The organism is Achromobacter xylosoxidans (genome assembly GCF_002192695.1).
In the GTDB taxonomy this organism is placed as follows: domain Bacteria; phylum Pseudomonadota; class Gammaproteobacteria; order Burkholderiales; family Burkholderiaceae_B; genus Achromobacter; species Achromobacter xylosoxidans_C.
Genome location: NZ_MTLG01000104.1, coordinates 1 through 13,611 on the forward strand (window position 1 = coordinate 1; position 13,611 = coordinate 13,611).

Consider the following 13,611-nt stretch of genomic DNA (forward strand, 5'->3'; position numbering starts at 1 on the left):
GCTGGCCGACCTGGAAGCCTACGAAGAGCAGCTGCAGCAGTTCGTGTATCACTCGGGCGCCTTCATGAAGCCGCTGTTCTCGGCAGCCAAGCGCATCGTGCGCGAAGGCGGCAAGTCTCGCATCGTGTTCACGGAAGGCGAAGACGAGCGCGTGCTGCGCGCGGTGCAGGTGATCGTGGACGAAGGCCTGGCCCGTCCCATCCTGGTGGGCCGTCCCGCCGTCCTGCTGTCGCGCATCGAGAAGTTCGGCCTGCGCCTGCGCCTGGGCGAGGACGTCGAAGTCACCAACCCGGAATATGACGAACGCTTCCATCAGTACTGGACCACGTACTGGGAACTGATGTGCCGCCGCGGCATCACCAAGGAAATGGCGCGGGTGGAAATGCGCCGCCGCCTGACCCTGATCGGCGCCATGATGGTGCACCTGGGCGATGCCGACGGCATGGTCTGCGGCACGGTGGGCGCGTACCACGACCATCTGCGCTTCGTGGATGAAGTCATCGGCCGCCGTCCTGGCCACAATGTATACGCCGCCATGAACATCCTGCTGCTCAACGAGCGCACGGTGGTGTTGGTGGACACGCATGTCAACGACGAGCCTTCGGCCGAGCAGATCGCTGAGTTCACGGTGATGGCGGCGCAGGAAATGGCCCGCATGAATCTGGCGCCCAAGGTCGCGCTGCTGTCGCGTTCGAACTTCGGTTCGGGCAGTTCGGCGTCTGGCGCGAAGATGCGCCGCGCGCTGGAACTGGTGCGCCAGGCGGCGCCGGACCTGGAGATCGACGGCGAAATGCACGGCGACTGCGCGCTGGACGAAGCGCTGCGCATGCGCATCCTGCCCTCGTCCACGCTCAAGGGCCAGGCCAATCTGCTGGTGTGCCCGAACGTGGACTCGGGCAACATCGCCTACAACCTGTTGAAAACCGCCGCCGGCGGCAACGTGGCGGTGGGGCCGTTCCTGCTGGGCGCCAACGCGCCGGTGCACATCCTGACCTCCAGCTCCACCGTGCGCCGCATCATCAACATGACCGCGATGACCGTGCTGGACGCCAACCGGACCGAAGCCTCGGCTTGAGCCTGTTGTTGCGCGCGCCGGTATGGCGCGCGCGGCACGGGGTAAAAAAAGCGCGCCGCTCCATCATGGAGCGGCGCGCTTTTTTGGCGCTGGCGCAGAAGTTGTAGTTGGCGCTGGCGCAGAAGTTGCTTCTTGCGCTGGCGCCGGGGTTCAGCGCAGCACGGCCTTAATTGCGGCTGGCCTTCCAGGTGCCGTCGGGCTGCTTGCAGAACCAGAATTGCCACTTTTCGGTGGTGGCGCCGCGGGCGAAATCACCCACCAGGAAGCGGCAGACGCGGTCGTCCTTGACCTTGCTGGTCTGCGTGGGGGTCAGCTGCACCGTGATGGGCGGCGCCTTGCGCGGCTGGTGCGTGCTGCTCCATTGGGTGCGCTGGCCGTCGGCCGAGCTGTTCAGCGATTGCGCCACGGCTTCGTGGAACGAGGGCTGATCGGCCTTGGGGATCTGCGTGATGATGGCATTGTTCAGCATCACCGGAGGCGCGGCGAATGCCGGCGCGGAGATGCCGCAAGCCATCAGCAAAGAGGCGAGAACGCGGGTGTGTTTCAAGATGGGCTCCCTGTTGAGTCGTAGTGTTATGCCTGATCTTGGGGCGATAGTACGCGAACAGATGGAACAATGCCTTGCGCATTCCCTGAAATTGGCCGTTTTTGCCTTGAGGCCCGCAGGGCAATGATGAAAGCCGCGTTCCATGACGCATGGCTTTCATCTTCCACACAGACGAAAAAAGGCCGCCAGGTGCTGGCGGCCAAGGTACAACAAGGGGAGGGGTAAATCCGCGTGCGCTCAGTTGCCGTGGTAGACGCCTTGGAAGGGCACGTTGTTCGGTTCCACATCGGCCATCTGGCCGGCGGCGCGGGCGGCAGCCAGTTCGGCGCGCACTTCAGCGCGGGTCTTGCCGGTGTGGGGCGTGCCGTAGACGCCTTGGAAGGGCACGTTGTTCGGTTCCACTTCGGCCATCCGGCCGGCGGCCTTGGCAGCGGCCAGTTCGGCCTGCACCTGGGCGCGGGTCGGGCCTTCATAAGGGGTGCCGTAGACACCCTGGAACGGGACGTTGTTGGGTTCGATGTTGGGCGAGGCGGCATAGGCGCCGGCGCTTAGCGCGGCCAGGGACATCATCAAAGCGGTAGCGAGGGTCTTCATGGTAAATCTCCGATTTCAAGAGCTTTGGGAGCGAATCGGCGGCCTATCCGTCTGGTTCGTTGCTGTTTCCCGATGGCTCAATAGTGCGCTGAATCGGACTAGGGATAAACCCGTATATTGGTAAAAGATATTCCCATCAGTGGAAAGATAGTCAATTTCTTAGGATATATTTTCCACCAATGGAATCGGGGACGGATTTTCAGGCACAGGAATGCCTGGAGTACGGTGATTCCATGAAGTACCAGACGCGGGCGGGAAAGGGCGGCGCGAGAGGGCGCGGCCCGTATCAATAGTGCGGGGGTATTTCGTCGCGCAAGCTGCGGAAGGGGGCGCCGCCCTCGGGCGCCTGCTGGCGCAGGTCGGCCACTTCGCGCAGCAGCCGGTCTATCTGCTGCTGCTGGCGCACGATGATCTGGTTGAGCTGTTCCAGCATGTCGTCCGAGAAGCTGGCCTTGACCTCCAGCTCCAGCAGGCGGCGTTCGATGTCTTGCAAGTTATCCATGGCGGGTATTAGAACCGATTCCCGCCGCGGCCCCTACAGGAGGCGTGTTTGACGCAGCGGCGATGGTGGCGTACGGGCGTGGGGCATTGGGCCGTGCATGGCCTGCTGGCGTCGTTTCCGGCCGGAACTGCCTGGGCCCAGGAGGCTGAGCCGCTCTTGCCTGCGGTAGTGGTGACCGGCACCCGCCTGGGCACCGCGGTGCTGGACACGCCCGCTTCGGTCAACGTGGTGGAGGGCGCGGCCATGCGCCTGCAGCAGCCGGGCATCAACCTGTCGGAGGGCCTGGCCGGCGTGCCCGGCCTGCAGATCCAGAACCGCCAAAACTACGCGCAGGATTTGCAGATCTCCAGCCGCGGCTTTGGCGCGCGTTCCACCTTCGGCGTGCGGGGCGTGCGCCTGTACGTGGATGGCATTCCGGCCACCATGCCGGACGGACAGGGGCAGACCTCGAACATCGACATCGGCTCCATCGGCCGCGTCGAAGTGCTGCGCGGGCCGTTTTCCGCGCTGTACGGCAATTCCTCGGGTGGCGTGATCCAGGTGTTTACCGAGGATGGCGTGGCGCCGCCCTCGCTCACGGCCAGCGGCTGGGGCGGCAGCTACGGCACCTGGCGCTACGGCGCCCGCGCCAACGGCGCAGCCGGCGCGCTGGACTACGTGCTGGACCTGACCCGCTTTACCACCGACGGCTACCGCGACCACAGCGCCGCCCGCAAGAACCTGGGCAATGCCAAGCTGGGCCTGCAACTGGACGACGCCAGCCGCCTGACCATCGTGGCCAACAGCGTGGACCTCAAGGCGCAGGATCCGCTGGGCCTGACCTATCAACAGTTCCAGAACGATCCGCGCGCGGCGCCGCTGGCCGAGCAGTACGACACCCGCAAGACGGTCAGGCAGACCCAGGGCGGCCTGATCTACGAGCGTCAGGTCGACAGCCGCAATACCTTGCGCCTGATGGCCTATTACGGCCAGCGCGACACCACGCAGTACCAGGCGATTCCTCCTGCCGTGCAAATGGCGCCCACCCAGGCCGGCGGGGTCATCGACCTGAAGCGCCAGTACGGCGGGGCGGACCTGCGCTGGACCTCCGAGCAGACGATGGCGGGCCAGCCGCTGACCCTGATCGGCGGCTTTGCCTACGATTCCATGCGCGAGGACCGCAAGGGCTACCAGAACTACACCGGCGCAGGCGCCAGCCGCCAACTGGGCGTGCAGGGGGCGCTGCGGCGCGACGAGACCAATACCGTCTACAACGCCGATCCTTATCTACAGGCCTCCTGGCAGGTGTCGCCGCGCTGGACGCTGGACGCGGGCTTGCGCTATAGCACCGTCAGCTTCGATTCCAACGACCACTACATCGCGTCGGGCAATGCCGACGATAGCGGCGATGCGCGCTATCGCAAGGCCTTGCCGGTGGCGGCCATCCGCTATGCGCCAAACGCCGATCTGAGCTTATACGCGTCGTATGGCCGGGGCTTCGAGACGCCGACGCTCAACGAGATCTCGTACCGGCCGGGTGGCCAGCCCGGCCTGAATTTCGGGCTGGCGCCCGCGCTCAGCACCAATCTGGAGGCGGGCGTGAAGGCGAACCTTGCGGGCGGCCTGCTGACGGCCGCGGTGTTCCATACCGGCACCGACGACGAGATCGTGTCCGCGGGCAGCTTGGGCGGACGGACCACGTACCAGAACGCCGGCCGCACGCGGCGCGACGGCGTGGAACTGGGCTGGTCCGGCGAATTCGCGCGGCACGGGCGCGCGCAGCTGGCCTATACCTGGCTGAATGCGCGCTATGCCGACGACGGGCCGGGCGATATCCGCGCCGGCAACAAGATTCCCGGCATCGCGCGCCAGGCCGCCTATGCCTCGCTGGCCTGGGCGCCGCCCGAGGGCTGGCAGGCCTCGGTGGAAGGGCGTTTCCTCAGCAAGATCTACGTGAACGACGCCAACGACGGCGATGCGCCAGGCTATTTCGTCGCGGCGCTGAGCGCGGGCTACGTGCTCAAGGCCGGCGCCTGGGAACTGAATGCCTATGGGCGCGTGGACAACCTGTTCGACCGGCGCTATGCCGGGTCCGTGATCGTCAACGAGAGCAACGGGCGCTACTACGAACCGGCGGCGGGGCGCAGTCTGGGAGCGGGCCTGGGGGCGACGTACCGGTTCTGAAGCCGGCGCTCAGTCCGGCATTTCCGGATAGCAGAAGCCGTGGTCCTCGCAGGCCGGACAGCCTGGCGCCGCGGCGGGCGGCAGGCCCGCCTGCTCACAGGCGGAATAGGCCAGGAACTGCTTCCACCGCAGATTGCGCACATTGCGCACCACCAGCCCGGGGTAGTGGCGCGCCAGCAGGAAGGTGACGTCCTCGCGTCCGGACAGGCCCAGGTCCCGCCACAGATGGTCGGGCCGCAAACAGGCGTGCGTCAGCACGCTGCTGACCCAGGCTGTGATGCCCGCGCCGCCGGGCGCAGCCCAGGTGTCCAGGAGGGCGCGCAGCAAGCGGGTGAACTCCGCCTGGGCCGCATCCAGGCCGCGGGCCGGGTAGATGGCGGCCTGCGCGCGCAAGGTAGCCAGCGCCGGGTCGTGGCCGGTCAGCGCGCCGGGGAAGAGGCGGGCGATCAGGCTTTCCAGCTCGCGCGGCGACAGGCCGCTGCGTCCCAGGTCGCCGCTGGCCAGGCTCTTGCCGATGACGGTGGCGAAGAAGCCCGCGTCGGGATGGCTGGGCGGCGCATGGCGCAACAAGGCGCCGGCGAACCGCAGGGTGGGTTCGGCGCTGTCGGCCGCAGCGGCTGCTGGGGCGATGGAAACGGCGGGCATGGTTGGTGGAGGATCAGTAATTAAACTGTTAATGAAATCGTTATGGTGTTGAATATATAACGAAATGCCTCCGCAGTCCTTGTCTGGACGCAAGGCTGGCCCGGGGCGCCGGCGCAAAAAAACAGGCGCCCGAAGGCGCCTGTTTTTGCTTCAACGGCAAGCCGTCATCACATGGCGTGGCCCATGTTGACGTTCATGTTGTACAGCACCCATGCCGAACCGCCGACGATGATGGCGATGATCATCACGGTGAAGACAAACGTGGCCAGGTTGTCGCGGGCCGACTTCGATGCGCCCATGTGCAGGAAGTACACCAATTGCACCAGCAACTGGAGCACGCACAGCGCAACCACGCCGGCGATGGTGATGGCGTGGGACAGTCCGCCGTTCATCACCAGGCCGAAGGAGCCGAAGGTGAGAAGCAGCGAAAGCACGAAACCGATGATGTAGGACTTCAGGCTGCCGTGGTCGGCGGCGTGATCGTCGTGGCCGTGTGCGGCCGCAGCGGAGTGCGACATCAGATGGCTCCCATGAGATAGACGAAGGTGAAGACGCAGATCCAGACGATGTCCAGGAAGTGCCAGAACAGGCTCAGGCACGCCAGACGACGCTTGTTGATCGAATCCAGGCCATGGCGGCGGATCATGTCCAGCAGGACGATGATCCAGATCAGGCCGAAGGTGACGTGCAGGCCGTGCGTGCCGATCAGCGTGAAGAACGCCGACAGGTACGCGCTGCGGCCCGGGCCGGCGCCGATCGAGATCAGGTGATGGAATTCATAGACTTCCATCGCGATGAAGCCCGCGCCGAACAGGAACGTCACCATCAACCAGCCCATGGCGCGGCTCTTGTTGTTGGCGTGCACGTTCAGGTTGGCCATGCCGAAGGTGAAGCTGGAGAACAGCAGCAACAGCGTTTCGACCAGCACGAACTTCAGATCGAACAGTTCCTTGCCGGTAGGGCCGCCCGCGGTGGCGTTGAACAACACCGCGAACGTGGCGAACAGCACCGAGAAGATCAGCAAGTCGCTCATCAGATAGACCCAGAAACCGAATACGGTCTTGGATCCATCATCGTGATGCGCGTGATCGTCGTGACCCGCGTGGGGGTGAGTGGCTACGGCTTGAATCATGGCTCAGGCGGCCTTCTGCATTTTGTCAAAGTGAGCGTTTTCGATGCGTTCGACTTCCGCGGCCGGGACCCAGTAGTCGACGTCGCGGTCATAGGCGCGGACGATGAACGAACCGATCATGCCGACGAAACCGACGATGGACAGCCACCAGATGTGCCAGATCAGCGCGAAGCACATGACCAGGCCAAAGGCGCCGATGAATACGCCGGCGGCGGTGTTCCTCGGCATGTGGATGTCTTCGTACTTGGCCGGGCGCTTGTAGGCCTTGCCGTTCTGCTTGTCTTCCCAGAACTGGTCCAGCGAGTCAACGTGCGGCACGTGGGCGAAGTTGTAGAAAGGAGCGGGCGAAGAAATGGCCCATTCCAGCGTGCGGCCATCCCAGGGATCGCCGGTGACGTCCTGGTTCTGCTTGCGCTGGCGGATCGAGACGAACACTTGCTGCAGCAGGAACCAGATGCCCAGCATGATCAGCGCGGCGCCGGCCAGGGCGACCAGCAGGTAGGGCTGCCATTCGGGGTTGTCGTAGTGGTTCAGGCGGCGCGTCATGCCCTTGAAGCCCAGGATGTACAGGGGCATGAAGGCCAGGAAGAAGCCGACGAACCAGCAGTAGAACGAGTAGCGGCCCAGGCGCTCGTTCAGCGTGAAGCCGAACGCCTTGGGGAACCAGTAGGTCATGCCCGCGATGCAGCCGAACACCACGCCACCGATGATGGTGTTGTGGAAGTGGGCGATCAGGAACAGGCTGTTGTGCAGCACGAACGACACGCCGGGGATGGCCAGCATCACGCCGGTCATGCCGCCGATGACGAACACGATCATGAAGCCCAGCGTCCACAGCACCGGCGTGGTGATGCGCAGGCGGCCGCGGTAGATGGTGAACAGCCAGTTGAAGATCTTCGCGCCCGTCGGGATCGAGATGATCATTGTCGCTATGCCGAAGAAGGCATTGACGTTGGCTCCCGCGCCCATGGTGAAGAAGTGGTGCAGCCAGACCAGGAACGACAGCACGCCGATGGCGGCCGTGGCGTAGACCATGGACTTGTAGCCGAACAGGGTCTTGCGGGCGAAGGTGGCGACGATTTCCGAGTACACGCCGAACGCCGGCAGCACCAGGATGTAGACCTCGGGGTGGCCCCAGATCCAGATCAGGTTCACGTACATCATGACGTTGCCGCCCATGTCGTTCGTGAAGAAGTGCGTGCCCAGGTAGCGGTCCATCGTCAGCAGCGCGAGCGTTGCGGCCAGCACGGGGAAGGCGGCGACGATCAGGACGTTGGTGACCAGCGAGGTCCAGGTGAAGATCGGCATCTTCATCAGGCCCATGCCCGGCGCGCGCATGCGCAGGATGGTCACGATGAAGTTGATGCCGCTAAGCGTGGTGCCCAGCCCGGATATCTGGAGCGCCCAGATGTAGTAGTCCACCCCCACGCTTGGGCTGTAGTCCAGTCCGGAGAGCGGCGGATAGGCGAGCCAGCCGGTCGCGGCGAATTCGCCCACGAACAGCGAGATCATCATCAGCGCGACGCCGGCGCCGAACAGCCAGAAGCTCAGCGAGTTCAGGAACGGGTAGGCCACGTCGCGGGCGCCGATCTGCAGCGGCACCACGAGGTTCATCAGCCCGGTGATGAAGGGCATCGCCATGAAGAAAATCATGATGACGCCGTGGGCGGTGAAGATCTGGTCGTAGTGGTGCGGCGGCAGGAAGCCGGCCGAGTCGGAGGACGCGACCGCCAGCTGGGTACGCATCATGATGGCGTCGGCGAAGCCGCGCAGCAGCATGATCAGGGCGACGATGATGTACATCACGCCGATGCGCTTGTGGTCGACGGTGGTCAGCCATTCCGTCCAGAGGTACTTCCACTTCTGGAAGTAGGTGATGGCGCCGAAGACCGCTAGGCCTCCCAGGCACACGGCGGCCAGCGTAACCATGACGATGGGTTCATGGTACGGAATGGCCTCGAGGGTGAGTTTCCCGAGCATTGTTAGTTAATTCCTGCGATCAGATTGTTCGACGTGGGGGTGCACGTGGCGGAGTCCACGCCGGCCATCTTGGTCATGGTGCTGCCAAGAATGAAATCAAACATGGCGGGGGGCGCCGAGGAGTACTTGACGACCGGGTTGCGCTCGCTGCGCTTGCTCAGCTCCGCGTAGACCTCGGGGGTCAGCGCCACGGGGGCAGCCTTGGCTTCCTTGACCCAGTTGTCGAAACCTTCCTGCGACATGGCGATGGCCTTGAAGCGCATGCCGGAGAAGCCGGCGCCGCTGTAGTTGGCCGAGATGCCCGCGTAGGTGCCGGCTTCCGTCGCATTCAGGTGCAGCTTGGTCTCCATGCCGGCCATCGAGTAGATCTGGCTGCCCAGCTGGGGGATGAAGAACGAGTTCATGACCGTGGCCGAGGTGATCCGGAAGTTGACCGGAACATCGACCGGGAAGGCGATCTCGTTGACCGTGGCGATGTCGTACTCGGGGTAGATGAACAGCCACTTCCAATCCAGCGAAACCACCTCGATGGTGACCGGCTTGTGTTCGGATACGAGCGGCTTGTAGGGATCCAGCGCGTGCGTCGAGCGCCAGGTGATCACGGCGAGAATCGCCACGATGATACAAGGGACGGTCCAGACCACGACTTCGATCGCGGTGGAGTGGGCCCACTTGGGCTGGTAGTCAGCTTTGGTGTTGGATGCGCGGTATTTCCAGGCAAAAGCCAGGATCATGACAATGACCGGAATCACGACGATGAGCATCAGCCCGGTCGCCGTGAACAGCAAAGTCTTTTCCTGGGCGCCAATATCTCCCTTGGGGGAGAGGATTTCCATGTTGCAGCCGCCAAGCAGCATGACCGCGCCGACGCTGAGAATGCGCGTAAGGGTCGCAAGGAGGGGGTGTTTCACGTACAGCCTTGGATGGAAGGTGGAAAATGCTGCATAGCAGCAGACTGGAATGCTGCTAGGCAGCAACGTCCATCCTATCGGCTTGATATGGGTCAAGCATGCGACGAATGGTCGCATTGCCTGGGAGGATTCCGCCCCAAGGGGGGCAGATTCAGGGTTTTCCTAGGGGGGCAGGGGCCTGCTGCAAGGTTCCTGGGTGCGACGATATGTCGCACCCGCACACGAGGGCCCTGCGACGATTTGTCGCATCTGCACAAATCAGTCGATGAGCACTTCGCGTTCCGGCCCCGGTTTCTTGGCCAGTTTGCGCTGCAGGGAGCGCCGGTGCATGCCCAGGAGGCGGGCCGCCGCCGAAACGTTGCCGCCGGTTTCGTGCAGGGCCTGGTGGATATGCTCCCATTCCAGGCGGTGCAACGGCGTCATGGTGGTTTCGATCGTCACGTTTTCCGGCTTCACCAGGCCCAGCGTGCGCAGGATCATGGGCGCCGTGGCGGGCTTGGGCAGGTAGTCGTCGGCGCCGCGCTTGATGGCCTCGACGGCGGTGGCCACGCTGGCGTAGCCGGTGACCAGCAGGATGCGCATGTCGGCGCGCAGGGCGCGCAGGGGACGGATCAGGGTCAGGCCGGAGTCTTCGCCCAGGCGCAGGTCCACCAGGGCGAAGGCGGGACGGATTTCCTCGGCCACGCGCAGCGCCTCGGCGATGCCGGTGGCGGTACGCGTTTCCAGGCCGCGGCGCGACAGGCTGCGCTGCAGGGTGCGCACGTAGAGTTCGTCGTCGTCGATCAGCAGGCCAAGATCGGTTGGGTTCATTGCACTCAAGTCCCGGTACTCCCTAACGGGAGGTAAAAGCGGATACGCGTGCCGCCGTCTTCGGCGGCGGTCATGGTCATTTCGCCGCCCATCTGTTCCACCGTGGCGTGCGACAGCGCCAGGCCCACGCCCAGCCCTCCCGGCTTGCCACTATTGAACAGGCTGGTCGCCGGCAGCAGGGTCTGGTCGGGGTCGAAGCCCCGCCCGTAGTCCCTGACTTCGCCGCGCAGGGCGCCATAACCGTATTCCAGATGCAGGTCCACGCGGGGCGCGTCGGCGGCTTCGCCGGCGTCCGCCGCGTTGTTCAGCAGGGCCTGCAGCAGGTGGGCGATGGCCGGATCCACCCGCAGGCTGCCGGGCAGGGTGCCCGAGCGCTGCAGGTCGATGGTCGGCCGGATCAAGCGCCATTGCCCCACCACGCGGACCAGGTCCACCGCAGTTGGGACCGCCAGGTTGCGGATACGTTCCCGGCACAGGGCCAGCAATTGGCTGAGGGTGGAGACGTCGGCGCGCAGGTCTTCGTCCTTGACCTCGGCGGCGATCTCGTCGGTCAGCAGGGTCATGGTCGCCAGCGGGGTATTCAGTTCGTGCGCCATCGCGGCGGCGTGGGTGGCCAGGGCGACGATGCCTTCGTTGCGGGTGAAGCGTTCGCGCAGCCGCGCCAGTTCGCGCTCGCGGTCGCGCAGGTCCGAGGCCAGGCGGGTCGAAAACACCAGCACCACCACCACCGAAATCAGGAAGTTGGCGCCCATGCCCCAGAGCAGCAGGGTATGGGTGTCGACGTCTCCGCGCAGGGGCTGGCCGAAGATCGCGGCCGCCGCGTAGCCCGAGATGCCCGCCACCGCCGCGGCCAGCGCCCAGTTGCGCGGCAGCGCCAGGGCCGCCAGCGCGGTCAGGATCAGGAACATCATGCCGAAGGGATTGCTGATGCCGCCGCTCCAGCCCACCATCCAGGCCAGCACCGCCATGTCCACGAACAGATGGCCGAAGGCGGTGGCGTGGGACAGGTCGCGGCGGTGGCGCAGGCGCAGGCTGGCGTAGACGTTGAAGCCGATCAGCGCGCCGACGCCGATCCACAGGGGCTCCAGCGGCAGGGCCAGGCCCAGGACGCTGCTGGCCAGCAGGATGGTGGCGGCCTGGCCCGCGATGGCGAGCCAGCGCAGGCTGCAGAGGGTACGCAGGAATGAAAAGGCGGAACTACCGGGCATATCCAGACACAGAGGTGCCGGCAGGCTGCCGGCGGGTACGCGCGCCCGGCTGCGCGGAACGCTGGCATCCGGGGCGCGGCGCAGGGGGCCGGCTGCCCCGCCGCGCCCTCAGGCGGGCCGGCGGTGGATGTGCTGGCATTGTATGGCGAATCAGGCGCCGCCGCCGGTCAGCCGGCGATTAATGTGTCCCCGATATGGGCGCATGGCGCCTGGGCCTGCCGCTGTCCCGCCTTTGTGTCAGTGGATATCGGAGGTGCCGCTGTGCGCCATCGCGGGCGGCGGATAGTCTTCTTCGTCGGAGGCCATCTGGCCTTGGATCTGCGCCTGCTGCAGCTCCTGGTCGACCTGGGCGCGGGTTTCGGATTGGTGCGACATGACCGGGGGAGGATAGTCTTCGTCGCCGAATGTGTACTGGCCGTTGGCCTTGGCCTGGGCCAGCTCGGCACTGACCTGGTCCGCCGTCTTGGCGGCGGGGGCGGCGTAGGTCACGCGCCAGTCGCCGTAGAGGTCGTGGGTGTACTGCGTGGTCTGGGCCTGGGCGGCCCCGGCGGCGGCCAAGCCGGCGCATAGCAATAAGGTCCTGCTGAGGGTCTTCATGAAACGCTCCTGGCAATCAAAGCTTGCGGCCGTGGCCGGCCGCGCCTACGTCCGCGATGCTGTCCGCGGACGATTCCTGGATGCGGGAAAGCCTGGCCCGGCGCGCCGCGACGGCGCGCGCCGGACCTTTTCCAATTCGACCCGCCGCGCGGCGCGGCGTTGCATGCCGGACAGCCTTGTTGCAAGGAAGCTGTTTCAGCCGTGCAGCATAGCTGTCACGCCACTTTCAAGGGGACGCTTCGGGCTGAGGGCTCAGTGGCCGTGGCCGGCAGCCGGCGCGGCTGCCGCGTTCAGCGGGCGCGCCACCGCGTCCACCGGCACGCGCTGCTGGCGTTTGTCGGCATCTTCGACGATGAGCGTCAGGGCGACGTGCTCGCCGGGCGAGATCTGGCCGGCCAGGTCGATCAGCATCACGTGATAGCCGCCGGGCTTGAGCTCCACCGCCTGGCCCGCGGGCAGGGCGATGCCCGGCACCTGGCGCATCTTCATGACGTTGTCCTGCATCGCCATTTCATGGATTTCCACGTGCTTGGCGGCCTGCGACTCCACGCCGACCAGGCGGCCGCCGGAGGCGGAGGTCAGGCGCATGAAGACGCCGGTGGCGTGCTGGCTGGGCACGGTGGAGCGCACGCAGGCGTCGTCCACCTTCAGGGCGGCATCCTGGGCCAACGCGGCAGGGCTGGCGCCGGCCAGGGCGCAGACGGCGAAGGCGGCGGCCGCCAGGGATTTGATCGCGGATTTTTTCATGATGGTTGCCTCTATCTCTATCTATATATGGGTTCGGGTCAGAGCACGGTGCGCAGATCGTCCACGCATTCCTGCGCGCTCTGCTGGTGGCGCAGGGCGATGCGCAGCTTGCCGCTGGCGTCGATGACGTAGGTCAGCGCGGTGTGGTCCATGGTGTAGGACGAGCCGGTCGCGACCTTCTGGTAGAAGACCTTGAACGACTGCGCGGCGGCGCGGGTCTGTTCGGCATCGCCGCGCAGGCCGACGAAATCCGGATCAAAGGCCTGGGTATAGGCGCGCAGGATCTCCGGCGTGTCGCGCTCGGGGTCGACGGTGATGAAGAGGACGCGCAGCTTCTTGGCGTCCGCGCCCAGCAGGCTCTTGATCTCGACCGCGCGGGTGAGCGCCGTGGGGCAGATGTCCGGGCATTGCGTGAAGCCGAAGAACAGCATGACCGGCTGGCCGGCGTAGTCGGCCAGCTTGCGCTGGCGGCCTTCGGTGTCCTGCAGCTGGAAGTCGCCGGAAGGCATGCCGGACAGATCCATGCCGTGCAGCTTGGGTGCATCGGGGCCGCAGCCCGCCAGGGCCAGCAAGGCGAAAGAGGACAGCAGCAGGCGGCGCCGCGGATCGGGCGCGTGGGAGCGCGCCGCGCCGGCGGGCGCGCGCAGAATGGGGGAATGCATGTAAACCTCGTCGGTTGACGGTTCGTCCAGGGGCGCGG

15 protein-coding genes are annotated in these 13,611 nt (G+C 65.5%); 2 read left to right on the forward strand and 13 right to left on the reverse strand.

What is annotated here, in order from left to right; translation table 11 throughout:
• A partial coding sequence (locus tag BRO63_RS24550; protein WP_256943401.1) for a phosphate acyltransferase occupies positions 1–1,075 on the forward strand: 1,075 nt, incomplete at its 5' end.
• A 166-nt stretch (positions 1,076–1,241) separates the two neighbouring features.
• Here BRO63_RS24550 and BRO63_RS24555 read toward each other — a convergent pair.
• The 3 genes from BRO63_RS24555 to BRO63_RS24565 form a co-directional block, all read right to left on the reverse strand.
• Positions 1,242–1,622, reverse strand: coding sequence for a hypothetical protein (locus tag BRO63_RS24555; protein ID WP_088142300.1), 381 nt, complete (start codon positions 1,620–1,622; stop codon positions 1,242–1,244).
• Positions 1,623–1,859: 237 nt separating this feature from the next.
• On the reverse strand, positions 1,860–2,216 hold the full coding sequence (locus BRO63_RS24560) for a DUF4148 domain-containing protein (protein ID WP_088142301.1): 357 nt from the start codon (positions 2,214–2,216) through the stop codon (positions 1,860–1,862).
• A 286-nt stretch (positions 2,217–2,502) separates the two neighbouring features.
• Positions 2,503–2,718 (reverse strand): SlyX family protein, encoded by a 216-nt coding sequence (locus BRO63_RS24565; protein ID WP_088142302.1) that lies wholly within the window; start codon positions 2,716–2,718, stop codon positions 2,503–2,505.
• Positions 2,719–2,796: 78 nt separating this feature from the next.
• On the opposite strand from BRO63_RS24565, the gene BRO63_RS24570 reads away from it, so the two are divergent.
• Complete coding sequence (locus tag BRO63_RS24570; RefSeq protein WP_088142303.1) at positions 2,797–4,881, forward strand: TonB-dependent receptor domain-containing protein; 2,085 nt, start codon at positions 2,797–2,799, stop codon at positions 4,879–4,881.
• 9 nt (positions 4,882–4,890) lie between these two features.
• Here BRO63_RS24570 and BRO63_RS24575 read toward each other — a convergent pair whose 3' ends face one another.
• The 10 genes from BRO63_RS24575 to BRO63_RS24620 form a co-directional block, all read right to left on the reverse strand.
• The gene (locus tag BRO63_RS24575) at positions 4,891–5,526 is read right to left on the reverse strand and encodes a nitrogen fixation protein NifQ (RefSeq protein ID WP_088142304.1); all 636 of its coding nucleotides are present in this window, start codon (positions 5,524–5,526) and stop codon (positions 4,891–4,893) included.
• Positions 5,527–5,693: 167 nt separating this feature from the next.
• Entirely contained in the window at positions 5,694–6,044 is a 351-nt protein-coding gene (cyoD, locus tag BRO63_RS24580) for a cytochrome o ubiquinol oxidase subunit IV (protein WP_054451659.1), read from the reverse strand.
• Positions 6,044–6,658, reverse strand: a complete 615-nt coding sequence (cyoC, locus tag BRO63_RS24585; RefSeq protein WP_042794897.1) for a cytochrome o ubiquinol oxidase subunit III — start codon at positions 6,656–6,658, stop codon at positions 6,044–6,046. The genes cyoD and cyoC overlap by 1 nt, the downstream gene beginning before the upstream one ends.
• A gap of 3 nt (positions 6,659–6,661) precedes the next feature.
• Positions 6,662–8,638, reverse strand: a complete 1,977-nt coding sequence (cyoB, locus tag BRO63_RS24590) for a cytochrome o ubiquinol oxidase subunit I (protein ID WP_088142305.1) — start codon at positions 8,636–8,638, stop codon at positions 6,662–6,664.
• A gap of 2 nt (positions 8,639–8,640) precedes the next feature.
• Positions 8,641–9,549 carry a ubiquinol oxidase subunit II gene (gene cyoA, locus BRO63_RS24595; protein WP_088142306.1) on the reverse strand — a complete coding sequence of 303 codons (909 nt, stop codon included), beginning with the start codon at positions 9,547–9,549 and terminating at the stop codon, positions 8,641–8,643.
• Positions 9,550–9,807: 258 nt separating this feature from the next.
• Entirely contained in the window at positions 9,808–10,359 is a 552-nt protein-coding gene (locus tag BRO63_RS24600; RefSeq protein ID WP_042794894.1) for a response regulator transcription factor, read from the reverse strand.
• A 5-nt stretch (positions 10,360–10,364) separates the two neighbouring features.
• Positions 10,365–11,567, reverse strand: coding sequence for a HAMP domain-containing histidine kinase (locus tag BRO63_RS24605; protein ID WP_088142307.1), 1,203 nt, complete (start codon positions 11,565–11,567; stop codon positions 10,365–10,367).
• A gap of 237 nt (positions 11,568–11,804) precedes the next feature.
• Positions 11,805–12,164, reverse strand: a complete 360-nt coding sequence (locus BRO63_RS24610) for a DUF4148 domain-containing protein (RefSeq protein ID WP_088142308.1) — start codon at positions 12,162–12,164, stop codon at positions 11,805–11,807.
• A 252-nt stretch (positions 12,165–12,416) separates the two neighbouring features.
• A complete protein-coding gene (locus BRO63_RS24615; RefSeq protein ID WP_179215205.1) occupies positions 12,417–12,911 on the reverse strand; it encodes a copper chaperone PCu(A)C in 495 nt (164 codons plus the stop codon).
• A gap of 38 nt (positions 12,912–12,949) precedes the next feature.
• Positions 12,950–13,573, reverse strand: a complete 624-nt coding sequence (locus tag BRO63_RS24620) for an SCO family protein (RefSeq protein WP_088142309.1) — start codon at positions 13,571–13,573, stop codon at positions 12,950–12,952.
• Positions 13,574–13,611: the final 38 nt, after the last annotated feature.

Coding starts and splice junctions, on each gene's coding strand:
- BRO63_RS24560 (WP_088142301.1), bottom strand. CDS start 2,216: ATGAAGACCCTCGCTACCGCTTTGATGATGTCCCTGGCCGCGCTAAGC.
- BRO63_RS24565 (WP_088142302.1), bottom strand. CDS start 2,718: ATGGATAACTTGCAAGACATCGAACGCCGCCTGCTGGAGCTGGAGGTC.
- BRO63_RS24575 (WP_088142304.1), bottom strand. CDS start 5,526: ATGCCCGCCGTTTCCATCGCCCCAGCAGCCGCTGCGGCCGACAGCGCC.
- cyoD (WP_054451659.1), bottom strand. CDS start 6,044: ATGTCGCACTCCGCTGCGGCCGCACACGGCCACGACGATCACGCCGCC.
- cyoC (WP_042794897.1), bottom strand. CDS start 6,658: ATGATTCAAGCCGTAGCCACTCACCCCCACGCGGGTCACGACGATCAC.
- cyoB (WP_088142305.1), bottom strand. CDS start 8,638: ATGCTCGGGAAACTCACCCTCGAGGCCATTCCGTACCATGAACCCATC.
- BRO63_RS24600 (WP_042794894.1), bottom strand. CDS start 10,359: ATGAACCCAACCGATCTTGGCCTGCTGATCGACGACGACGAACTCTAC.
- BRO63_RS24605 (WP_088142307.1), bottom strand. CDS start 11,567: ATGCCCGGTAGTTCCGCCTTTTCATTCCTGCGTACCCTCTGCAGCCTG.
- BRO63_RS24610 (WP_088142308.1), bottom strand. CDS start 12,164: ATGAAGACCCTCAGCAGGACCTTATTGCTATGCGCCGGCTTGGCCGCC.
- BRO63_RS24615 (WP_179215205.1), bottom strand. CDS start 12,911: ATGAAAAAATCCGCGATCAAATCCCTGGCGGCCGCCGCCTTCGCCGTC.
- BRO63_RS24620 (WP_088142309.1), bottom strand. CDS start 13,573: ATGCATTCCCCCATTCTGCGCGCGCCCGCCGGCGCGGCGCGCTCCCAC.